We start from the raw sequence: 21,691 nt of genomic DNA, 5'->3' as shown, positions 1-21,691 counted from the left end.
CGTGATCCAGCACCATGCGGACTGCCCGCTCACGAACCTCCGGTGCAAACTTGTTCGTCGTCTTGCTCATCGTAGACCCTTCCTCTCAGGAGTTAGGGCCTCCGACAATCCCGGGGCGGTTCACTATGACAATGGTCGGCTGCTTTGATCGCAATCAAACATCGCTCCGCCGTACAAAGGTGCGCCTTCAACCGGCCAGGCGCCAGGGAGGCGTCAGCTCGTTTTTTTTGGAGGCAGTAGAGAATTCCGCACGCCTGCGCCCTACTTTGGCGCGCCTTGCCGGTGGCGGACACTCGAGCTCGCGTTCTGATCGACACGCGTGCCCGATCTATTGCCTGCACGGACCGGAAGCCATCTCGGCTAGCGGTCCGTCGCGTCGCCTCACATGTGGACGTGTCGTTCGAGGTGTTGCTGGTGCTGTTCCACGATAGGCACAATGGCTGTCGCTACTGCCTTAAGCGGTGCAGACGTTCCTTCGACGGCATAACTGCGATGGAGTTCGAGCGCCTTTTGATGTGCCGTCCTCTGCTGCCTCAGATAGGCCGAATCCCGAGCCTTGTCTTTCGCCGCGCGTAATTCCGCGATCATCAGCGACTGCTCGGCATCGAGTGACGGCGGTGACGGCTGCAGTCCCGCTTGGCGCGCTGCGGCGGTGACGTCGGCCGTGCTCTTGGCATGGTCGGCCACCATCTTTTCAGCGAAATCGCGTACGGCCGGATCCTTGGTCGATTGCAGGACCAATTCGCTGGACTGGCGCTCGTAAAGATCGCCAGAGCCTGCCTTGGCGACGTAGTCAGCGGGGCTGGTCGCGGTAGCCATGGCCGCGGAAGAGCCGAGGACGGAAAGCGCGAACACTGCAGGCAAAATTTTGGGCATAATCAGATCCTTCAGATGCCCCGCGCTTCTTGAACTTCTGTGGTCCCCGACCGTTCCGCCCCAGGCACATCTTTCCGCAAGGGACTCGATCCCTGCCGCAGCCCCGGTAGCGTTTTCATCATCGCCGCCTGAGCTCAAGCTCATTCCTAAGCTTCCGAATTCAGCCTGCCGATCCCAAGATCAAATGCGCCGACGGGTGCTTTTCGACAAGGGCCTTCGCTTTGCCACACTTACATCAGCGTCGTCAGAGTTGCTGCCAGTTCGTCCTTGCGAAAGGGTTTGGCGAGCCTTGGGATATCTGAGGCTACGCCCTCAGTATCGGCATAGCCCGAAATCAGCAGGACAGGCAGTCCCGGTCTTACCCGGTGGATATGGCGGGCGAGCTCCGTCCCGGTCATCCCGGGCATCATATGGTCGGTGACCACGAGTGCGAAGTCGCCGCCCACATCGAGAATCTCGATGGCTTCCTCCGCTCGCTCGGCTTCGACCACAGAATAGCCCAGGTCATCGAGCATATCGACCGTGCTCATGCGCACCAAAGGTTCGTCATCGACGACGAGCGCGAGCCCCCGACGCCCTTCCTTGAGGTCGACCTGTGGAGAGGACGCAGTGCGTTCGATCGCCTCCCTCCCCAAAGGAAGCCACAAATCTACCCTCGTGCCCTCGCCCGGACGGCTTTCGATGGAGAGCGCGCCCCCCAGCTGGGCAGCGAGACCATGGACCATTGATAATCCCAGGCCCGTGCCCTGCCCGACGCCCTTGGTGGAAAAAAAGGGTTCGATCGCGCGCGCAAGCGTCTCTTCGTTCATGCCCTGGCCCGTATCTGCCACTGAAAGCCGGACATAGCTGTCCGGCACCAGCCCCGAGCTATGGCCCTCGTCAACAAAATCGGCGGAAACCGCTATCTTCAGGGTGCCACCCAGCGGCATGGCATCGCGCGCGTTGACCGCAAGGTTCAGCAGCGCCATTTCCAACTGGTTGGGATCCGCCTTTGCCCAAGGAAGGCCTGTGCCCGCCTCGACGAGGACGGTGATGTTGGGGCCGGTGGTGCTTTCGATCAGGTCCACCATGCCGGCGACCAAACCGGCAATATCGACTGAGATGGTCTGCAGCGGCTGGCGGCGAGCGAATGCGAGAAGACGTTGAACGAGGACTTTTGCGCGCTCGGCCGATTGCACGGCGCCCGCGATAAGCCGCTGTTCGCGCTCTCCGCCGACGCCGCGGCGCTGTAGCAGGTCGAGCGAGCCGACGATGGGCGTCAATAGATTGTTGAAATCGTGGGCTACTCCGCCGGTAAGCTGCCCCATGGCCTCCATCTTCTGGCTCTGGCGCAAGGCATCCTGGACTGCCTCCCGCTCGGCGACCGCTTCGGCGATCCGGGCCTCGAGCGAGCTGTTTAGATCGCGAAGTGCCTCTTCCGCTTTCTTGCGCGCGGTGATGTCGAGCGCGGTTCCGGCAACGCGAACGCAGCGCCCCGAATCATCGAACATCCCGCGGCCTTTCGCCGAGATCCACCGCTCGACACCGTCCTCTTTCCCGATGGTCCGATACTCGACATCGTAAAGCGCGCGCACTTCTGGGTCCGCCGCGGCCAGATAGGCTTTCGCCGTGGCAGTGTGATCATCGGGATGAAGGCCCCCGTAAAAGTCGTCCATGGTGACAGGACGGTCGGGCGAAATGCCAAACATTGCCTTCGTTCGCGCGGGCCAGATCAGCTTGCCGTTGATCTCGTCAACATCCCAGAAACCGACTTCCGCATTGTCGACAGCAAGCCGCAGTCGCTCTTCGCTTTCGCGCAGCCGCGCTTCGGCACCGACACGTTCGACGTGAGCCCAGCATCGTTCGACGACGTCGCGAACGAGAGCCACTTCCTTTGCAGACCAGTCGCGCGCACGGTCCTGATGGACAGCCATCATCGCGGTCAGCCGCTCATCCTTGATCAAAGGACAGCAGATGATAGCCTCGATCCCGATCGACTGAAACATCTCCTTGCCGTCGCCGTCCCCCAGTTCGCGGCCGACGTCGCGGACGACCAACGTTTGACCGTTTCGCATTTCGCTCGCCGCTCGCGAACCGAAAAGGTCGAGGGTGTATGCCCCTTCCGAAGAGGACACCCCTGCCGCGCAATAGTCGGCACGGATCGAGAAGCGGTTCGTGTCCCGGTCGACGTCGGCATAAGCGCAGCGAGAGGCGCCGAGCTTCTCGCCAAGCATCTGCGTTGCCACCCGCATGGCATCGGATGCGCTCATTGCGACAAACAGCCGATCGTCCAGCGCGCCGAGGAAGCGCAGCCGGGCTTCGCTCTCGTTCAGCGTGTCAAGCCGGGCCCTCGCGTCATATTGCCGTCGACGTCCGCGCAGTGCCGCCTGCGCGAGGCTGACGAGCGTCGTGGGATGAAAAGGGCGCTCGAGGAATGTGACGTTGCCCAGGGTCTCCAAATGGCGTGCCGCCGTCGGATTTCGTTCAAGGCCGCCCCCGCTCCGCGTCAGCAGAATGAAGGGAAAATCGGACCATTCCCTTTGCTGCTCGAGCCAGTCCCTGAGAGAGCGCAAATCAGCGAAAGCGATAGCCTCTTCCGCGACGATCGCAAAGCCCGCCCCAAGTTCGAGTTGCTCCACCAAGGCGGCAACGTCGAGACACGTCGAGCTTTCGATGTGCGTATCGCGCAGCATCGCTGCCGCGACCGCCGCGTCGCGTCCCGTCGGGGCGAGCAGGAGCGCGCGTTCAGACCAGCTATCCTTCAAAGATTGGTTTCTTCCATGAGATGGGCGCTGCCGCCAGAGAGGATCGGAACGCCCGCAAGAACCCCCTGGAATTCGACGAGAGGCGAACCGAGGCTGATACCAGAGCTGTCGATGCGGTATTCGCGGATCGTGTCCTCGTGGGGACCGGTCCGTTTTTTGACCACCGAAATGGCTCGGCGGACACGGCCGGCCGCCTCGAAATAGCGCAGCAGGATTACCGTGTCCGCGAGGTAGGTCACGTCAACAGGCGTCTTCATATCGCCGACGAGACCGTGTTGCGCAACCGTGAGGAAGGTCGTCGCGCCCTGACGATTGAGATATTGCAGGAGCTCTCGCATGTGCAGGATCAACGCGTTCTCTTCGGGCATCGCGGCTTGAAAACCGTTGAGGCTGTCGATGACCACGGTCTGCACGCCGTTTTCCTCGACACAACGCCGCACCCGATCGGAAAATTCACCAGGGGTAAGCTCTGCCGCATCGACCTGCTCGAGAATGAGCTGATCTTGGCTTACCATGGATTGAAGGTCGACGCCGAGCGGTTTGGCGCGTTGCACCAGCAGGCCCAGTTCCTCGTCAAAGACGAACATCGCCGCCTTCTCGCCGCGTTCGATGGCGCGCGAGATGAAAGTCAGCGCGAGGAGTGACTTACCGGTGCCAGTGGGCCCGAGGATGAGCACGCTAGACCCACTTTCGATGCCGCCCCCCAACAGTTCGTCGAGTTCTGGCGTTGCGGTGGTGAGATTGCTGCGCGGAACGGACTTGTAGTGCTCGGCGGAGACGAGCCGGGGAAAGACGCGAATACCGCCGGTGTCGATCGTGAAGTCGTGGTAGCCCCCGCGGAACCGGCGGCCGCGGAACTTCACCACGCGCAGTCTGCGGCGTTCGGGCCCATAATCGCGCGAGAGTTCTTCAAGCGCGATCACCCCGTGCGCGACACTGTGGACCGTCTTGTCGTTGAGCTCGGTGGTCATGTCATCGAGCATCAGGACAGTGACATGCTGCTTGGCGAAATAGTGTTTGAGCGCCAGGATCTGGCGTCGGTAGCGCAGCGAGCTTGCGCAAGCAGCCGGATTTCCGAGAGACTGTCGAGCACGACGCGATCGGGCGCGTGAGTTTCGAAGGCCTCGAAAATCCGCCGAGTGGTCTCGCCAAGCTCGAGATCCGAAGAGTAGAGCAGGCTTTGCTGCTGCTTTTCGTCGAGAAGGTTCTCCGGTGGAATGAGCTCGAAGATATCGATACCGGACAGCGACCAGCCGTGCGAGCGCGCGCTTTCGCGCAATTCCTCCTCAGTCTCAGAAAGGGTGATATAGAGGGTCTTCTCTTCGGCCGCCGCACCAGCGAGCAAGAACTGGATCGCGACAGTCGTCTTGCCCGTGCCGGGATTGCCTTCAAGCAGGAAGACGCGGCCCCGTGCCAGGCCACCGGTAAGAACGTCATCCAGTCCAGCGATGCCGGTATTTGCCATGTCTGTTTCTGCACTCATTCAGTCACCTCTTCGGTGCAGCGAGCCGAGCCAGGCGCTTCGGCTTGTCGAGAAATTGCGCCGTACCATAGACTTCGGCGCGGCGAGCGCAATCAGGCGCACTGGCGAATGGACGACGGGGCACCAGCCAGCGCATCGGCTGTCTGCCGCACCGGCGAAACGACGCTGTGCTACCGCCGGCGAGTAGACAGATCCGTCGCGCGCGGGTCCATCATCGCGAAGCGAAACCTGTCAACAAACTAACCGTTCCATCCCAGCGATGGAACGCGAGTTCGCTTACGCAAACGGCGCGCGAGAAACGAGCAGAGTTGACACGCAGGCGCCGCAACAAGGTCGCTGCTGCTGGTGAGCCGCATCGCCTTTGGCGATCGTCGGACAATGTTCACCGGACCAATGATCCATAGAATATGGCGGAGGAGTGGGCCAGTCCCGCCCTGCCTATCGCGGCGGATCACCGCCCAGAGCGAGTCGGTGGCTGCCGCCAGTTCGATGGTCGCGGCATTCGAGCCGCCCCATTCTTTTCATTTCTTGCCGCGCAACGCCTCACGCAGCGCCAGGACATAGGGACGTGCCGGCGCTTCATCGCTGCAGGTCCGTGCCCCCCCCTGTACCGGTCCCCTCCGGACCAGATTCTGCCCGCGAAGACCAAGCGGGCGGTGTGGAACGGTGCTCTGTGCCTTTCGTCGCCGATTGCGAGATCATGAGCCGGTCTCGTGGTGCGGCGCTGCAACGGCCTTCGATTCCGGTGATTCCTTCTGTCGCAAGAATATCGAAAAGACGACCAGCACCGCAGTCGACAGGAATTCGCTCTGCCAGTTCTGGAACGATTCAAACCATAGTTGCGGGTCGGCAAGATAGGAGAGCGCCGTCGGCGCCGCCTCACCATGTTCCAGCGCTTCCTGGCCGGCCGCGCGCGCGCTGGCAAGCCAATGGATCGCGAAAGACACCGCGAACAATCCCGCCAGCGCAAGGCCCAAGGAGCGGGCGTAAAGCGCTCGCCAGAACCGCCCCTTTCGCAGGATCCGAGGCGCGTCTGGCTGAAGCGCCTGACGCACGATATCCTCATCACGGGGCGGACTGTCCGGATCTTTCGATTCCGCCGAGCCGCGTTGGAAGAGCATGGCCGTGAGCACCACGTAAGTGGACATCTGGAGGAACTCGCTCTCCCAGTTCTCGAAAACGGCAGCGACAAATTCGGGGCTAGCGGCATAGGCCGCCAAGCCAATCGTCGGCGCACCATGGCGAAGCTGGTCCTCGAGCGTGACGCGCCAGCCGGCGATCAACTGTCCCCCGATGCTAACTGCAAAAAGCAGAAGCAGCACGATCGTCAGGCCATTCGCCTTGAAAGCCCGTGCGAGGCCGGTGTAGCGAAATCTCGTTGGCCTGTTTCTTTCGGTCATTGCGGGGCGCTCTGGTCAGGGATGCTCGAGCCGCGTTTCCACCCGCATCAGCGAGACGGCGGTACGCCGAGGCTGTGTAAGCATGAAGTGCGCCGCGACCGCTATGTCCTCGGCGCGCAGCATCTTGTTCGCGCGGATCAACTCCCGCTGCCTCTCGGGGGGAAAATCAGGATACTGAAAATCGGCGCCGGTAAAACCTGGCTCGATCAGACCGACCTTTATGTCGTGCTCCGCCAGTTCCTGTCGCAGCGATGTGGCGAAGCCTTCGATGCCGCGTTTGGCCGCTACGTAGATCGAATTGCCGCCCTTCTGGGACACTGCCGACATCGAGCCGATGATGAGAACGTCGCTGCCCGCCTTCATACGCTTCGCCGCTTTCTGCGCCGAGATCAGATAAGAGGTGAAGTCGGCTTCGAGCTGATAGCGGGTTTCTCTTTCGGAGGTCTCGGCCAAGGCTTCAGCCGGAACGGCCGCATTGATCACGGCAATATCCAGGCCTCCCAAGTAGCGATCGGCTGCCTCGAAGAACCGGTCGATCTCGTCCGCCTTCGCCAGGTCGACGGTGATACCGTCGCCTTCACCAACCTCGCGAATACGTTCCAGTGCATCCTGCAGATGTTCTTCCGTCCGGCCGCAAGTGAATACTTTGACACCGTAGCTGGCGAGAAGGATGGTGATCGCTCGGCCTATACCCGTGGTGCCGCCAGTTATGATGGCCTTGCGCCCGGCGAGATCGGGCTGCAGGGTATGGGCATCGGATATGTTGCGCGGATCGGCTTCGGCCATGGTCCTCTCCTGCTTCTCTCGCTCGTCCCGACAACCACCCCTAAGCGCGTTCGTTCCGGCCTCGACGAAACTTAGGGACGAGTTGGCAACCGCACCGGTCGAAAGCGATTTCTTCGTCGCAGGCAACCAGGGAGGGAACGCTTCCTGGACCTTCCCTCAAAGCATGAGGGCCGCGCTGAAAGGCAAAATCCGGAACTTCTCGTCGGGGCCGACGGGAATCGCAGATGGCCGGCGTAGAAATCGGGACTGCCTTGAAAAAACTTCGCCAGCCCAAGCATCCAACTCGTGCCTGCGCAAGTCGGCGACCTTGGCCGTTCAACTCACCATTACGCCGACATCGCAATGCCTAAGACGAAAAAGCGTTACACCAGGCGCCTACTAAGCAGCTCCATGACGCCATGGGTGCCCGCATAGCCGGCGGTATCCAGCGAAGCCGATGGTATAACCGCGGCAAGCAGCATCACCCTTGCGCTGAACCTGGCTCCGCCATCTTGCGGTGCTGCTCGGCAAGAACCGAGGCCGGCGTCACATTGGCAACGGCCTGCTGAATCTTGTTCTTCCAGCCCGAGACGATCGAGGACTTGCCGGCCATCACCGCTTCGTAGCCATCCTTTGCCACATCTGCGGGATCGGATTTGTGAGGATCCTGACCGACCTGCGTATCCATCATATTGCCCCGTGCGAAAAATTCGGTTTCGACCGGTCCTGGCATGAGCGTGGTGAGTGTGACCCCATCGCTTGCTTTGATTTCATTGCGCAGGGCGTCGGTGAAGTTGTCCACGAAGGCCTTGGTGCCGTTGTAGACCGCGTTGAACGTCCCTGGGATGAAGCCCGCGATCGAACCCGTCACCAGTATTTTGCCCGCATTGCGCGAGACCATCTCTGCCAGCACTTTTTGGAGCAGGTAGAGAGTTCCGGTCACGTTGGTGTCGATCACGTGGCGCCAAGCAGTCGGATCTTGCTCGAGAAATGCATGGCCAAGCCCGTGTCCGGCATTGGCGCAGAGCAGGTCGACCGGCCGGCCGCCGGCCGCATCCAGGAGCTGGTCGACGCCTTCGAAGGTCGCAAGATCGACTTCAAGTGCATTTACCGTGGTGTCCTGCCCCTGCAGGCCCGCCGAGGCATCTACAAAGGGCGTGTCGGCGACAACAAGCAGGTCGTAGCCGTCCGCCGCGGCGAGCTTTGCGAGCTCGGCGCCGATCCCGGTCGAGGCACCCGTGATGATTGCGAATTTGTCTGCCATGGCCAGGTCCTATTCTGCGGCGATTGCAAAGTCGGGCTTCAGCACGACCTTGGTCACTTCGTTCTGGTTGTCGTGGAACATCTTGTAGCCCTTGGGCGCGTCCTCGAGCGCCATGCGGTGCGAAATGAGGAAGGTGGTGTCGATCTTCTCCTCGACGATCGCATTGAGCAGCCCCGGCATGTAATGCTGGACATGGGTCTGCCCGGTCTTCAAGGTCAGGCCCTTCTCCATGAAGGCCCCCAACGGGAACTTGTCGACGAAGCCGCCGTAGACCGCAGGCATCGAGACCCGGCCGCCCTTGCGGCAAGCGAGTATCGCCTGACGGATCGAATGAGTGCGGTCGGTGCCGAGAAACATCGACGCTTTGATCTGGTCGATGACGTTATCGACGAAAAAGCCGTGGGCTTCGAGACCTACCGCGTCGATCACCGCGTCGGGACCGATCCCGCCAGTCATCTCCATCAGCGCCTCATAGGTCTTCGTCTCCTCGAAGTTGATCGCTTCAGCGCCAAACTTGCGCGCCAACTCGAGCCGGTGCGGAAAATGGTCGATCGCGATCACGCGCTCGGCGCCCATGAGGAAGGCAGACTGCACTGCGAACAGACCAACGGGGCCGCAGCCCCAGACCGCGACGGTATCGCCGGGTTCGATCTGCGCGTTCTCGGCGGCCATCCATCCCGTGGGCAGAATGTCCGATAGGAACAGGACTTTCTCATCCTCGATATGATCGGGAACGACGATCGGGCCGACGTCGCTGAAGGGCACGCGAACGTATTCGGCCTGGCCCCCCGCATAACCGCCGGTCATGTGGCTGTAGCCGAACAACCCCGACATGGGTTGGCCGTAGAGTTCGCGGCCGATATCCTGGTTGTCGGCGGGGTTGCCGTTGTCGCAAGCCGAATATTGGTGCTTGCCGCAATGATAGCAGGACCCGCAGGAAATAGTGAATGGGACGACGACCTTCTGGCCCTTGCGGAGGGTGCTCTTGGGGCCGGTCTCGACCACCTCTCCCATGAATTCGTGGCCAAGGATGTCGCCGGCCTGCATCGTCGGGATGTAACCATCGTAAAGATGGAGGTCGGATCCGCAGATCGCCGTCGCGGTGATCTTGATGATCGCGTCGCGCGGATTGATGATTTCGGGATCGTCGACGGTGTCGACGCGGACGTCATGCTTGCCGTGCCAGGTGAGCGCGCGCATCAGGCCTGTTCCTCCTCGAGCTGCTTTCGGGTGCGCGCAGCCGTGGCGACCTCGCCGGTTTCCATGAGCTGCTTGAAGCGCTTGAGATCGCGCCGCGTCTGGATGCGAGGCTCGCGCTGGAAAAGCTTGGCGATGAGCTGGCCCAGGGCGCCAGCCGGCGGATCGTAGGCTATGGTCGCTCGTACCACGGTGCCGCGACCGGCTACCTCGCGGAACTCGATACGACCGCTGTTGGCGACATCGGCATCGGGGGCGGATTGCCAAGTGATCGCCTCGCCGGGGACATCCTCGGTGATGACGGAGTCCCATGTCACCTCGCGCCCGGCAGGCGCCTTGACCGTCCAGCGAGAACGCCGATCATCGAGCTTTTCGATGGCCTGAATGTTCTCCATGATCGGCGCGAGGTTCGCAGGATCACGCCAGAAGGCGTATAGCTCCTGCGCCGGGCGATTGATGGTGATCGCTTCGGCCAGAAGCGCACGATCGGAATGGACCGACTTCGATGTGGTTACAGGCGCGTCGTCGCGCTGGCCTGGGGCCAGAGTCGTTTCGCTCGTCATGGATGAGTTCCTTTTCGGGGATATGCTCATCGAACCCTACCGGGACGTCAAAGTTCCCCTTGCCCCCCGCAACATTGGCATGGGCGGTGCGAAAATTCCGCTAACCACTTCAGCTTGCGACAGAACGATGCAAGGCTCCGACGAATGTACCGCGAGCTTGCCAAACCAAGTTCTTTCGCCAGCATCTCGGGCGCTTAATTTACACTTCAAGCTCGAATTCAGGCGCATGTCACCAGAGTGACCTTAAAAGGTGCCGATGGGTTCTCGAAGCGGCAAGAAACTCTTTTCAAATGGGCGAGCGCCAAAAGTGACGACGTTACCCGCAATCCCGCAATATCGCGTTTTCCTTTACGGCCGAGTGCTGCCTGGCGCCTCACGCCCTCCAAGGCTCGCATGCGATGCCGCACCAAGTCTCCAGCAACCCTAAGGCAAGACCGGCCCCGTCATTGTGATCGCGATCACTCTGTCCCGCCTGTCATCTAAATAACTTAATCGGAGCGTCTCTCTTCTTCCAGCGCGAGGCTGTGGAGGATCTCGAAAAGGCTATCGGCCGACATCCGCGAGGGGTCGAAACCACTCTGCCCCGCGATATCGGCGAAGCGATCCTCGTCGAGCTTGGAGCTGCCGACGAAGGCCATGGACCAGTTCGAGAAAGCTCGCTCGTCGATGCCCTGGAAGTCCAGCAGGGAAACCTCGCCATGCCGCTCGTCACGCTGGATCCGCTCGAAAGTCGCCTCGACCGCACGCCGGGGCCCTTCGAGGATCTGCCCAAAGCAGCCCATGTTGAACAGGAGCGCGCCTGTGACACCGGCGCCGGCATTATTGCGGCGGCTCGACGCAAGGATTGCATCGATCTCGGGCAGGGCATCCCCTGCGATGCGGTTGCGGCTGTAGTAGACGAGCCGCGCGAGGCTAAGTTCCACGATTGATCCTCATGTCCTCTAGGGTCGCGTCGACCAGGAGTTTGCACGCCGCTTCAGCGGTCATCGGCCGACCCGTCAGAAAACCCTGAACATAGTCGCAGCCGCGCTCACGGATTTCCGCGAGCTGGTCCTGTGTTTCCACGCCCTCTGCCGTGATCTTCATTCCAAGGGTCGCTCCGAGCGAGGCAATCGTGCTTACGATAGCCTTGGCCTCAGCATTGCCATTCATTTGGCGGACAAACGATTGGTCGATCTTGATTTTGTCGAATGGAAACTTCTGAAGGTAACTCAGCGAAGAATAGCCAGTTCCAAAATCATCCATCGCGATGCCGACACCGAGCGCGCGCAAGCTTTGCAAGGTTCCCACAACGGCAGCGGTGTCGTCGAGAAGTGCGCTTTCCGTTATTTCCAGTTCGAGCCTTGCAGGATCAAGGCCCGAATTCGCCAGAGCGGAAACCACCGTATTCACCAGACCCTCGCCGCGGAACTGCTGGGCGGAGAGATTTACAGCGACGATCGCCGGCAGCGGCCATCGTGCCGCGGCATAGCAAGCGGTTCGTATCACCCAATCGCCGATGGGAACGATCAGTCCCGTCTCCTCGGCGATCGGCACGAAGTCGGCCGGCGAAATGAACGAGCCATCCTCGCGCCGCCAGCGCAGTAGCGCCTCGAAGCTCACCACCTCGCCTGAGCGCAGGTGGATCTGTGGTTGGTAATGCAATTCCAATTGCTTGAGCGCCATCGCGCGGCGCAGGCCCAGCTCGATCCGGCGTCGTTCCTGAAGCCTGTCCGCCATCGCCGCCACGAACAGGCGGCACGTTCCAATGCCCTCTGCTCGTGCCTCGATCAGTGCGAGGTTTGCATGGCCCATAAGGCCATCCTCTCCGGGTTGGCCGGCGGGCCGCGCGATGCCAACGCTCGCACTGATATTGAGGATATGCCCTTCGACCGCATAGGCGCGAGCGATAAGTTCGACGATCCGCTTCCCCTCGATTTCGATGTCATCGTTGCTAGCGATACCGCGGCGTATCAGGCCGAATTCGTCATATCCGAGGCGACCGATCACGTCCTCGGTGGAGACGAGGCTATGCAACCGGTCTCCCACCTTGCGAAGAAGAGCGTCTCCGACGCCCGCGCCGAGCGCGTCATTGATCTGCCGGAATCGTTCGAGCCCGATGGCAAATAGCACGAAGGACTGCTTGGCGGTGAGCGCCCGCGCGAGTTCGCGCTTGAAAGCCTCGCGGTTAAGAAGAGAGGTAACCGGATCGCTGGATTGCCGATCGTCCTCCGACATGATTGCGCCAAGGTCGTAGAGCGCGACGACCCATCCGCCGCTCGGTAGTGCTCGGACCATGGCGGCAACGGAGCGGCCATCGCTCAACCGGAGCATGGATCGCCCGACAGAGGCTTGCGACTTCGGCAATTCGATGTGCTGCGCGACGCCGCTCACCGTCAGCAGCTGAGGAAGGCTTGTAGTCGGTTCGGGGGAACACCCGAGCATTTCACATGCCTGCGCGTTCGCAGACACCACCTGCCCATCTGCATCCACTAGCAAGACAGGTGCGGCGAGAAAGGCGAGCGCCTCGCTTTCGTTTACGCGGGATAGGCTCTGTCTGGAGGCAGCGGGAATCATCAGAAAATGAATAGGTTACATTCGCCAACAAACCGTGAAGCGGGCTTTGGAAACGGTGGTGGAACTGGTTGCCCTAGCGCTCTGGGCAAATATCCTAGTTTTCCCCTGCCGCGCCAGCTTTCGGAAGCCCCGAGCAAGCCAGGTCACGGTGGCGAGCCGGCAATTACTTCCGGGGTTGCACGAATTCATCGCCAGCCCCGTCGCTCATGCGGCGGGGTGCCTCCACGCATGCAACCGTCGTGACTAGCGCCCTGCGCAGCTCAACCTGCGAAACTCCGGCGATGAAATGAAGTTATCGGTCCGGGTGCGAGGCGCGAAAGGAAAGCCATGAAAAGATCGGAGAAGACAGACGGCGATGACGGTCGTGATCATGCCGAAATCGGCGCCGGCGACAGTTCGAAGCCCGGCGCCTTGCCCACCCAGGCGATGCCAAAGAGTGATAGTGGCCAAGGGCGACATGATGGAACGAACCAACCCCGCGGTGATGGTCAGAGTGCCGGCGGCGCTTATCCCAACCCTCATACGGGCAAGGAAGAGCGGGGTGCCCGATCCGATTGGCAAGGCGGTCAATCCGAAATCGGTTACCACGGTTCCGGGCAGCTCGGGGACCAAGTAGTGACCCCCGGAGGAAACCCAAATTCGGCAACCCGCAAGCCTCCGAAGACCGGCTAGCACTCCTAAACAACATAACCTCTGGCAGCCCCGATCGGCGTGACACTTCGCGTTGTCTCGCAAGATGTCCGCCCTCGTTTCGCCCGACGCTCCGCCCCCTAGTGCCCGCTGAGGTCATTCTGATTCTGTGAAGTAAGCGGCCTCCTGTCGGCGCCAGCCTGTCGGCCCGGCGCTCGCGATGAACCGCCAATCTACGGCGATGCGAAGGTTCACTGGCGTGCAAATGCCCGCTGCCAGTCGCCATAGTGGGGCCCCAAGGCCTGGAGAAAATTGAGCCCCCCTCGTCGAAGCGATATCTGCAACCGATCCGTGGCCGCAACCGGCGCAAGGTCATGCAATGCGGCCCGCGAAATCGCGCTTTCTTGAGTTTCTAGACCTTTTCCTGCGATGGCCCCTGCAAGATCCAAGGTCCCTTCGGAGCCGCCCGCTGCCATGTCGGATAGGGACTTTTGACGTGGCGCAGGAGATGAAGGTCTCCAAGGTCGGAGGCGGCCCACTCACCTTTCGTCGCGAGCCCCATTTGAGCCCGTGCGCGGCGCCAGATCAGGTTGAGCTCTAATTGGGTCGGCATCACGGTCTCCACGACGATGAAAGCTGTAGATCACATTGCGCTGCTGCGCGCATTAACCTGCGTGAACACTGGCTGCTGGATTCTGGAAGATTCCCTGGTCCGGTAACCCAGCTGATTCTCTCGAATTGCGGCTGCGCTTTGACGGCTGACGTGGCGCCTTGCCGGCAGCGATCCAGGCTGACTTGGCCAGCGCTTCGCAGAAAGACTGCCGTCACCGCGCGGCGCGACTGGAACCATTGCGCATCCGGGCCGGTTGCCTCGCAAAGGAGATTCAGAAATGTCAGAAAACGACTCAGTACCGGGAGATCGGTCACGCGCGCGGGACCGGGATCGCAAGAGATCGTTACCAGGCGGGGCTCGCAACCCAAGTTTGAGTGGTTCTCGTGACGACACTTTCGACCCGGATCTCGAACGCGAGCGCCTGGAACCGGGCATGAACACTGAGGGGCAAGGCGAAAGCGGGGCCGATCCCAAGCGTGCGAAGCCGCTGGGCAACAGCAACACCTGAAATTGCCCCTCGCAAAGCCGAGAGCGAGTGCCATTTGGCCTGACGATCGGCCACTGGTTCCGCCAGCTATGTGACGGCCATTTCTCAGCGCCGCTGTCATAGCTTCCTGCCTCCGCTCAGCGAAGTGCGACCGATCGTCGAGCCCTAAGCGCTCGAAGACGCGATCTGGTCGCCGCCCGTATCCCACCATCTGCCGCCTTTGAACCGCCCATGTCACATAGGTTGTAATCCAGCGGTCTTCGCTCGGGTACCCAATGCCCAGTCACTGGTAGAATACGCCAGTCCGAACATAACTAGCCGAGCCTGACTGGAAGCGTCGCTCCAAGCCGCCTTCTCTTATCAGAGTCGATCGCCTGCGTCTGTCAAATATCTGATTAACATAGATTAAGTTAGAAATTTCTCTTCCTATCGGTGCAACTTGCAGGGTGGTCTCGCGTTCGAGACGATGTTCGCGGCGCGACTTGCGATGCGCGATCGAGACACGTGATCAAGCTGATCTCCCATCCCAAGGAAGCACCATGGCCAAGAAGCCCTCCCCCAGCCCGAAGACATCGAACTCCAAGGCGCCGACCGATCGCACTTCCGGCACGGCGATGCCTGGAGAATCGCCGCAGAAGGCATCGCCAGTGCCGCCCGATGCGCCTTTGAGGGATGCCTACGCCGAGCCCCAGGGGCGTGGCGGCGAGACTCACCAGACCGCTGAAGGCGATGTTGCCGTTCTTACGACACAGCAGGGTGTGCCCGTCGCCGACGATCAGAACACGCTCAAGCAAGGTGACCGGGGACCGACGTTGATCGAGGACTTCCACTTTCGGGAGAAGATCTTCCATTTCGATCATGAGCGCATCCCCGAGCGCGTCGTTCATGCACGCGGTTACGGCGCCCACGGCTTCTTCGAGCTCACCGAGAGTCTGGCCGATGTTACCCGCGCCGACATTTTTCAGCGCGTCGGCGAGCGCACGCCTGCTTTCGTTCGGTTCTCCACGGTGGCTGGATCGAAGGGATCGTTTGATCTGGCCCGTGACGTGCGCGGCTTTGCGGTCAAACTCTATACCAAAGAGGGAAATTGGGACCTCGTCGGCAACAACATCCCGGTGTTTTTCATCCAGGATGCGATCAAATTTCCCGATCTCATTCATGCGGCGAAGCCCGAGCCCGACCGCATGTTTCCGCAGGCTCAGACCGCGCACGACAACTTTTGGGATTTCATAAGCCTTAGCCCTGAAGCCATGCACATGGTTATGTGGACTATGTCGGACCGAGCGATACCGCGATCTTATCGCACGATGGAAGGCTTCGGCGTCCACACGTTCCGGCTCGTCGACGCCAAGGGGAAGTCGACTTTCGTAAAGTTCCACTGGAAGCCCAAGCAGGGGCTCCAGTCCGTCGTCTGGAACGAGGCCGTGAAGATCAATGGCGCCGATCCCGACTTCCATCGCCGCGACCTGTGGGATGCGATCAATGGCGGCGACTTTCCCGAGTGGGAACTCGGGCTTCAACTGTTCGATCAGGATTTCGCCGACAAGTTCGACTTCGATGTCCTTGATCCGACCAAGATCATTCCCGAGGAAATCCTGCCTGTCCGTTTTGTCGGCAGGCTTGTGCTCGACCGCGTCGTCGATAACTTTTTCGCGGAAACCGAGCAGGTTGCCTTCTGCACGCAGAACGTCCCCCCCGGTATCGATTTCACGAACGACCCGCTGCTTCAGGGTCGCAATTTCTCCTACCTAGATACGCAGCTCAAGCGTCTCGGCAGCCCGAATTTCGCGCACATCCCGATCAACGCGCCGAAGTGTCCAGTCGCCCATTTCCAGCAGGACGGACACATGGCGATGACCAATCCCCGGGGCCGCGTAAACTACGAGCCCAACAGCTGGGGCGCGACGATCGGCGGTCCGCGCGAGGATCCGGCACGAGGTTTCACGAGCTTCGCCGCCGAGCCAGACGGCGCCAAACTCCGCCTAAGGCCTGAGAGCTTTGCCGATCATTATAGTCAGGCCCGGCAGTTCTTCATCAGCCAGACACCGATCGAGCAGAAGCATATCGCCGATGCACTCACCTTCGAACTGAGCAAGGTCGAGCGGCCGGATATTCGCGCGCGCATGGTCTCGCATCTCATCCATATCGACGCCGGGCTCGCCGATACCGTGGCAGCCGGGTTGGGTCTTCCCGACCTGCCGGCGCCGGCCCAGGCAGCGCGTCCCCCCATCGACAGTCTCGCGCCATCAGACGCGCTTTCGATCGTCAAGAACGGCCCCGCGACTTTCGCGGGCCGAAAACTGGGCATCCTGCTCAGCGACGGGGCCGACGCTGAGCTACTGGCGAGTCTCTTGAAGGAGATCGGCAAGGTCGGCGCTACATATGAGATCGTCGCCCCCAAGATCGGCGGCGTAACCTTATCCGACGGCACGAAGATCGCCGCCAAGCATAAGATCGACGGTGGTCCTTCGGTATTGTTCGACGCCGTGGCGCTTATCGTCTCTGACGCCGGAGCCGAGCTAATGGCGGGCGACGCCGCGGCGCAAGACTTTGTTCGCGACGCCTTTGCGCACTGCAAGTACATCGGCCTCACCCCGCAGGCCGAACCGATCTTTGCGGCCGGCGGCATTGCCGACAAGCTCGACGATGCCTGTTTGCCGCTCGCTTCTGTCAAGGACGCCGCGCAATTCGTCGAGACGATCGCGGCCCTGCGTTTCTGGCCCCGTGAGCTGGAGGTCGACCTCGATGCTTTGTGAGAGGCTTATCCAGCCGCCGGCGAACGACGATCCTGCACTCGCGCCGTTGCCTTCCGCGCAGCGCATCCAGGATTTGTTGTTCGACGCCGCGCGGCTCGGCCGTGTCGATGTCCTCCCTGCTCTTTTGCGCGCAGGCGCGGACATCGATGCCCGCGACCGCGCCGGCTACACACCGCTCATCCTCGCGAGCTATCATGGACATGAACATGCGACGGCAATGCTACTGGCGACAGGGGCGCAGGTCGATCGCCCCGACGCCGCGCGCGGAAACACGGCCTTGATGGGAGTCGCCTTCAAGGGGCATGGGGGCATAGCCGCACGCCTCCTCGCGGCGGGTGCCGAGCCGAACAGGACCAATCATGCCGGTCAGACAGCGCTCATGATGGCGGCGCTTTTTGGACGTAGCGCGATCGTCGACCAACTCCTGATGCATGGCGCGGATGCTTCAAGCCGAGACATTGCCGGTAACAGTGCCCGTTCGGTGGCCGAGGCCCAAGGAAACGACGTGATGGTCGCCCGGCTCGATCGTGCCTCTTTTGGCAAGGTCTGACAGGTGGGTGAAATCCCGTTTTCGCTTTGGGCGCCGAGGTCTATCTTCGAACAGGGTCGTCATCGCAGGAACCGGCGGGGGTCTGACGTGGTTGTCGCGCTATGACCATATATTTCCTGCATTTGTGCAATGGCGTCGGATACATCGAGGACGAGGGCGGACATGAATTCAGCGATCTGGCGGCGGCGCGGGCATCCGCGGTCCAGGCCCTGCGCGGTATTAGCGCCGAAGAAGTCAAAGGCGGCATGCTTTACCCCGCATCTTTCATAGAAATCGAGAATGCCGAACATCGACACGTCGCCACGGTTTACTTTTCTGATGCCGTCATCGTGTCCGAGAAAATCGAGCGCAAGCCTCGCCTGATCTGAGCTTTCGCGCTCGCGTCATGCCGCGCATCTATTGTCAGACTATCACGACCATATCCTGCGGCCGTGAAGAAACGTGAAGCCGATTCATGGTTGCCCAGCCCGACATGGATCACGCACTACCGGAGGCCAATTTGAAGGAACTCGTTGCTTTCGATCTCGATGGCACGCTCGCCGAGAGCAAGCAGCCTCTAAAGGAAAACATGGGCGAGGCCCTCGCCGACCTATTGAGCGTCGCGCAGGTCGCAGTCATATCGGGCGGCGACTGGCCGCAGTTCGAAAAGCAAGTCGCCTCGCGGTTGCCCGCGCGAGCCGATCTTTCCAGGTTGTGGCTGATGCCGACGACCGGCACCAAGCTTTTCGTCTACCAGGACGGGGCCTGGCGGACGGTCTACGCCGAGCTGTTCGACGAAGAGCAGAAGGCCCGGATATTTCGAGCCTTCGACGAGGCCTTGGCTGCAACGGGCTTCGTCCCGGAACGGACCTGGGGCGAGCGCATCGAGGATCGCGGAAGCCAGATCACCTTCTCGGCGCTTGGACAGCAGGCGCCTATCGAGGCTAAGGAAACCTGGGATCCCGATTTTTCGAAACGCAAGATTATCCAAGCCGATCTTCGTCGACGGCTTCCGGGCCTGTCCATCAATATGGGCGGTGCGACGTCGATCGACATAACCCGCGAAGGTGTCGACAAGGCCTATGGGCTCAAGCGGCTCAGGGACGAAAGCGGGATAAGTCTAGACGCGATGATGTTCATCGGTGACGCCATCTTCCCCGGCGGCAACGATTACCCGGCAAAGACGCTCGGCCTCGACACGGTGATGGTCCGGGATCCCAACGAGACGCTTTCGGTGATCGCCGCGATCGTCGCCTGCAATCGCTAGAAACCCTTCCGCCAATAGAGCTGGAAGGCCGCCAGTCTGGACGGCTACGAGCAGTCCCGCCGCAAGGGCGAACCGACACGATCCCTCAGACTTCGGAATTATTTCGATCCTCATGGCCACTGGCCGCGCACCCGTGAGTTTGGCGAGCATGAAACTCCAGATCGATGTCCACTTCGACTACCGCTTCGCGCGTCCTACCGACGTGCTCCTCCAGTTCGAGGCCGCGCATATTCCGGAACAGTCCGTGGAGCTGGGAACCTTGGATCTGCCCCCGTGCGACCATTTCGCCCGGGTGGCCTCGCACGACGGAATAGGCGAGCGCATTTGGCTCCGCGTCGATAGCCAGCTGCGGGTCAGATACGAAGCGAGGGTGGCAATCAATCGGATCCTGACCGATTGCGCGACGCTCGCGAAGGTGCAGCCCCATCTGCTGCCAGGTGAAACAGTCCAATACATGCTACCCTCCCGCTATTGTCCCTCTGATCGTTTCGGCGATTTTATCGAGGCGACTTTCGGCTCGGTTGAGGGCGGCTCCCAGGTGCTCGCGATGCGCGACTGGATTCAGCGACATCTGCGTTATGTGCCGGGATCGAGCAACAGCGACACCACGGCTGCCGATACGTTTATTACCCGTCAGGGCGTTTGCCGGGATTATGCCCATCTGCTGATCACGTTCGCACGGGCCGCAGGAATTCCGGCCCGGATCGCCAGCGTTTACGCGCTAGGTGTCGACCCGCCCGACTTCCATGCCGTCGCGGAAGTTTTCGTCGGCGGCGAATGGCATATGATCGATGCGACGGGCATGGCCATGGAAAGCGCAATGGTCAAGATTGGCATTGGCCGCGACGCTGCCGATGTGGCCTTTTTGACCGCTTTCGGCGAGGCCCAGTATTTGGCGCAAAGCGTGCGTGTGACCGAGGTGCTCTGACAGCTTGTCGCCCTGCTGCCACCACGGGCGAGCCCATTGCATCTTTTCTAGGCTCCAGATCAGTAAAGCGACATTTGCAGGATGGCGGCGCCAGCGACTGAGGCCCGCGATTTCCAGCCACCCCCGCCAAGCCACCTCGAAGATCACGCGGTCTAGCGCGCGCTACTGAAACGGGAAGGACGAGCGTGCGCTCGATCTCAGCCCATGCGGACCCAGGTATGACGAGATCGCCGGCGGCCGGTCCAGCAGGTTCGGCCGCCGCCTCTCTTGAGCTCAGCCGGAGGTGGTGGCGTTTGCGGACCCGTTGCTCCCAGTCGGCTGAGCGGGTGCAGTGGAAGCCGTAGCGGTGCCGACATCGGGCACGGCGCCGGTTTTGGCGACCTTCTCGTCGACGCCATCCTTTGCACCCTCTTTCGCCGCCTCGCTGACGGACTTCTCGAACATCCGCTTCAGCACCCACCCCACGGCAAACGTCACACTCGCCGTCACAACCGCCCGCGCAGCGGTTTCTTCGAGCGATCTTACGAAGGCCTTGCGGCGCTGGCGCCCCGTTTGCCCCGCAACCGCATCGGCAATGCGTTCTCTGCCCCTCATCTGATCACCTCATGATTTTGCACTCTGTCGTTGGAGCAACGCGCGAGCTGGACCAGAGGTGCCTTCACCTGAACGTAAGTGAAGATGGCCGCCGCACAGCGGCAGGATCGCAGCAGTATCCGACGGCTCGTCGCTGGTCGCAGTCGTTCAGCGATTGAGCACTGTGGGTTCTGCCGCCGGCCGATCACCCATGCGTTCGCCGAGCCGGACAGGACGCTCGGGCGTCCAATCAGAGTTGAAGACGATAGCATCACGGTGGAACAGCATGACGATTGTCGATCCCAGCAGGAAACGTCCCATCTCCTCGCCTTGGCGCAAGTTCACAGGTCTGTCGTGATAGCGCCACTCCGTGGTCTGCCCATGACGCTTTCCATTGACTATGCCGTGCCAGGTCGTGGCGATGCTGCCGACGATCGTGGCCCCCACCAGCACACAGGCGAACGGGCCGTGCTCGGGCGATGCGAAAAGGCAAATCACCCTCTCGTTGCGCGCAAAGAGATTGGGGACGCCGCGCGCGGTCACGGGGTTGACCGAAAATAGGGATCCCGGGACGTAGATCATGCGCTCGAGCACGCCGTCGCATGGCATGTGCAAGCGGTGATAGTCTCGCGGGGAAAGGTAGAGGTTCGCGAAGGAGCCGTGCCGGAACTGCTCGGCAAGTTCACCATCACCGCCCAACAGATCCTGCGTCGTGAAACGATGGCCTTTGGCTTGCAGGATTTCATGGTCATCGATCCCGCCGAACTGGCTGATCGCGCCGTCGACGGGGCAAACGAAATCGGCGCGCGCGATGGGCCGCAGGCCCGGCTTCAGGGCGCGGCTAAAGAACGCGTTGAACGTTGCGTATTGCGCCACATCGGCTTGGGCTGCCTCGGTCATATCGACGCCGTATCGTCTCACGAACCATCGAATGAGGCCCGTCGTGGCGGCGCCGCCGCGCGCGCCGGCGATGCAGCCCGCCAGTGCGGTCAGCCGGCGCTTGGGCCAGACATGCTGTAGGAAGATAGCCAGACGTTCGGACATGTCAGCGGGATTGCTC

At 61.3% G+C, this 21,691-nt stretch carries 17 protein-coding genes and 1 pseudogene; 6 read left to right on the top strand and 12 right to left on the bottom strand.

From position 1 onward, the window contains the following. Positions 1–381 precede the first annotated feature (381 nt). From OLX23_RS14380 to OLX23_RS14335, 10 genes and pseudogenes are all read right to left on the bottom strand, one after another. A complete protein-coding gene (locus OLX23_RS14380; RefSeq protein ID WP_264445669.1) occupies positions 382–876 on the bottom strand; it encodes a DUF4142 domain-containing protein in 495 nt (164 codons plus the stop codon). A gap of 230 nt (positions 877–1,106) precedes the next feature. After that, positions 1,107–3,548: an ATP-binding protein gene (locus tag OLX23_RS14375; protein ID WP_264445710.1), complete on the bottom strand. Its 2,442-nt coding sequence runs from the start codon at positions 3,546–3,548 to the stop codon at positions 1,107–1,109. A 68-nt stretch (positions 3,549–3,616) separates the two neighbouring features. Further along, a pseudogene (locus tag OLX23_RS14370) lies at positions 3,617–5,103 on the bottom strand (ATPase domain-containing protein). A 698-nt stretch (positions 5,104–5,801) separates the two neighbouring features. Then, positions 5,802–6,503 carry a DUF6766 family protein gene (locus OLX23_RS14365; protein WP_264445668.1) on the bottom strand — a complete coding sequence of 234 codons (702 nt, stop codon included), beginning with the start codon at positions 6,501–6,503 and terminating at the stop codon, positions 5,802–5,804. 15 nt (positions 6,504–6,518) lie between these two features. Continuing rightward, entirely contained in the window at positions 6,519–7,289 is a 771-nt protein-coding gene (locus OLX23_RS14360; protein ID WP_264445667.1) for an SDR family oxidoreductase, read from the bottom strand. A 460-nt stretch (positions 7,290–7,749) separates the two neighbouring features. Beyond that, positions 7,750–8,532, bottom strand: coding sequence for an SDR family NAD(P)-dependent oxidoreductase (locus tag OLX23_RS14355; protein ID WP_264445666.1), 783 nt, complete (start codon positions 8,530–8,532; stop codon positions 7,750–7,752). Between the two features lie 9 nt (positions 8,533–8,541). Further along, positions 8,542–9,732, bottom strand: coding sequence for a zinc-dependent alcohol dehydrogenase (locus OLX23_RS14350; RefSeq protein WP_264445665.1), 1,191 nt, complete (start codon positions 9,730–9,732; stop codon positions 8,542–8,544). Next, complete coding sequence (locus OLX23_RS14345) at positions 9,732–10,292, bottom strand: SRPBCC family protein (RefSeq protein WP_264445664.1); 561 nt, start codon at positions 10,290–10,292, stop codon at positions 9,732–9,734. The genes OLX23_RS14350 and OLX23_RS14345 overlap by 1 nt, the downstream gene beginning before the upstream one ends. 488 nt (positions 10,293–10,780) lie before the next feature. Next, positions 10,781–11,215 (bottom strand): BLUF domain-containing protein, encoded by a 435-nt coding sequence (locus OLX23_RS14340; protein WP_264445663.1) that lies wholly within the window; start codon positions 11,213–11,215, stop codon positions 10,781–10,783. Next, positions 11,205–12,848 carry an EAL domain-containing protein gene (locus OLX23_RS14335; RefSeq protein WP_264445662.1) on the bottom strand — a complete coding sequence of 548 codons (1,644 nt, stop codon included), beginning with the start codon at positions 12,846–12,848 and terminating at the stop codon, positions 11,205–11,207. The genes OLX23_RS14340 and OLX23_RS14335 overlap by 11 nt, the downstream gene beginning before the upstream one ends. 442 nt (positions 12,849–13,290) lie before the next feature. On the opposite strand from OLX23_RS14335, the gene OLX23_RS14330 reads away from it, so the two are divergent. The 6 genes from OLX23_RS14330 to OLX23_RS14305 all read left to right on the top strand — a co-directional run bounded on the left by OLX23_RS14330 (position 13,291) and on the right by OLX23_RS14305 (position 20,058). Then, positions 13,291–13,464, top strand: coding sequence for a hypothetical protein (locus OLX23_RS14330; protein ID WP_264445661.1), 174 nt, complete (start codon positions 13,291–13,293; stop codon positions 13,462–13,464). Positions 13,465–15,117: 1,653 nt separating this feature from the next. Continuing rightward, the gene (locus OLX23_RS14325) at positions 15,118–17,334 is read left to right on the top strand and encodes a catalase (protein ID WP_413629857.1); all 2,217 of its coding nucleotides are present in this window, start codon (positions 15,118–15,120) and stop codon (positions 17,332–17,334) included. Next, positions 17,324–17,884, top strand: a complete 561-nt coding sequence (locus OLX23_RS14320) for an ankyrin repeat domain-containing protein (protein ID WP_264445660.1) — start codon at positions 17,324–17,326, stop codon at positions 17,882–17,884. Before OLX23_RS14325 ends, OLX23_RS14320 begins: the two co-directional genes overlap by 11 nt. Positions 17,885–17,985: 101 nt before the next feature. Next, positions 17,986–18,252, top strand: a complete 267-nt coding sequence (locus OLX23_RS14315; protein WP_264445659.1) for a DUF6894 family protein — start codon at positions 17,986–17,988, stop codon at positions 18,250–18,252. A gap of 131 nt (positions 18,253–18,383) precedes the next feature. Next, on the top strand, positions 18,384–19,130 hold the full coding sequence (locus tag OLX23_RS14310) for an HAD-IIB family hydrolase (RefSeq protein ID WP_264445708.1): 747 nt from the start codon (positions 18,384–18,386) through the stop codon (positions 19,128–19,130). 148 nt (positions 19,131–19,278) lie between these two features. Next, positions 19,279–20,058, top strand: coding sequence for a transglutaminase-like domain-containing protein (locus OLX23_RS14305; RefSeq protein WP_264445658.1), 780 nt, complete (start codon positions 19,279–19,281; stop codon positions 20,056–20,058). Positions 20,059–20,331: 273 nt separating this feature from the next. Here OLX23_RS14305 and OLX23_RS14300 read toward each other — a convergent pair whose 3' ends face one another. Continuing rightward, a complete protein-coding gene (locus tag OLX23_RS14300; RefSeq protein ID WP_264445657.1) occupies positions 20,332–20,652 on the bottom strand; it encodes a hypothetical protein in 321 nt (106 codons plus the stop codon). Positions 20,653–20,799: 147 nt separating this feature from the next. After that, a complete protein-coding gene (asd, locus tag OLX23_RS14295; protein WP_264445656.1) occupies positions 20,800–21,675 on the bottom strand; it encodes an archaetidylserine decarboxylase in 876 nt (291 codons plus the stop codon). Between the last annotated feature and the right edge of the window lie 16 nt (positions 21,676–21,691).

The organism is Novosphingobium sp. JCM 18896, from assembly GCF_025938095.1.
In the GTDB taxonomy this organism is placed as follows: Bacteria; Pseudomonadota; Alphaproteobacteria; order Sphingomonadales; family Sphingomonadaceae; genus Novosphingobium.
This window is presented reverse-complemented; position numbering and strand designations above follow the sequence as displayed.

What these genes read in the sequence shown, in the direction of transcription:
- OLX23_RS14335 (WP_264445662.1), bottom strand. Translation starts at nt 12,848, where the DNA reads ATGATTCCCGCTGCCTCCAGACAGAGCCTATCCCGCGTAAACGAAAGC.
- OLX23_RS14355 (WP_264445666.1), bottom strand. Translation starts at nt 8,532, where the DNA reads ATGGCAGACAAATTCGCAATCATCACGGGTGCCTCGACCGGGATCGGC.
- OLX23_RS14305 (WP_264445658.1), top strand. Translation starts at nt 19,279, where the DNA reads ATGAAACTCCAGATCGATGTCCACTTCGACTACCGCTTCGCGCGTCCT.
- OLX23_RS14320 (WP_264445660.1), top strand. Translation starts at nt 17,324, where the DNA reads ATGCTTTGTGAGAGGCTTATCCAGCCGCCGGCGAACGACGATCCTGCA.
- OLX23_RS14345 (WP_264445664.1), bottom strand. Translation starts at nt 10,292, where the DNA reads ATGACGAGCGAAACGACTCTGGCCCCAGGCCAGCGCGACGACGCGCCT.
- OLX23_RS14360 (WP_264445667.1), bottom strand. Translation starts at nt 7,289, where the DNA reads ATGGCCGAAGCCGATCCGCGCAACATATCCGATGCCCATACCCTGCAG.
- OLX23_RS14315 (WP_264445659.1), top strand. Translation starts at nt 17,986, where the DNA reads ATGACCATATATTTCCTGCATTTGTGCAATGGCGTCGGATACATCGAG.
- OLX23_RS14375 (WP_264445710.1), bottom strand. Translation starts at nt 3,548, where the DNA reads ATGCTGCGCGATACGCACATCGAAAGCTCGACGTGTCTCGACGTTGCC.
- OLX23_RS14365 (WP_264445668.1), bottom strand. Translation starts at nt 6,503, where the DNA reads ATGACCGAAAGAAACAGGCCAACGAGATTTCGCTACACCGGCCTCGCA.
- OLX23_RS14325 (WP_413629857.1), top strand. Translation starts at nt 15,118, where the DNA reads ATGGCCAAGAAGCCCTCCCCCAGCCCGAAGACATCGAACTCCAAGGCG.
- OLX23_RS14380 (WP_264445669.1), bottom strand. Translation starts at nt 876, where the DNA reads ATGCCCAAAATTTTGCCTGCAGTGTTCGCGCTTTCCGTCCTCGGCTCT.
- asd (WP_264445656.1), bottom strand. Translation starts at nt 21,675, where the DNA reads ATGTCCGAACGTCTGGCTATCTTCCTACAGCATGTCTGGCCCAAGCGC.
- OLX23_RS14300 (WP_264445657.1), bottom strand. Translation starts at nt 20,652, where the DNA reads ATGAGGGGCAGAGAACGCATTGCCGATGCGGTTGCGGGGCAAACGGGG.
- OLX23_RS14350 (WP_264445665.1), bottom strand. Translation starts at nt 9,732, where the DNA reads ATGCGCGCGCTCACCTGGCACGGCAAGCATGACGTCCGCGTCGACACC.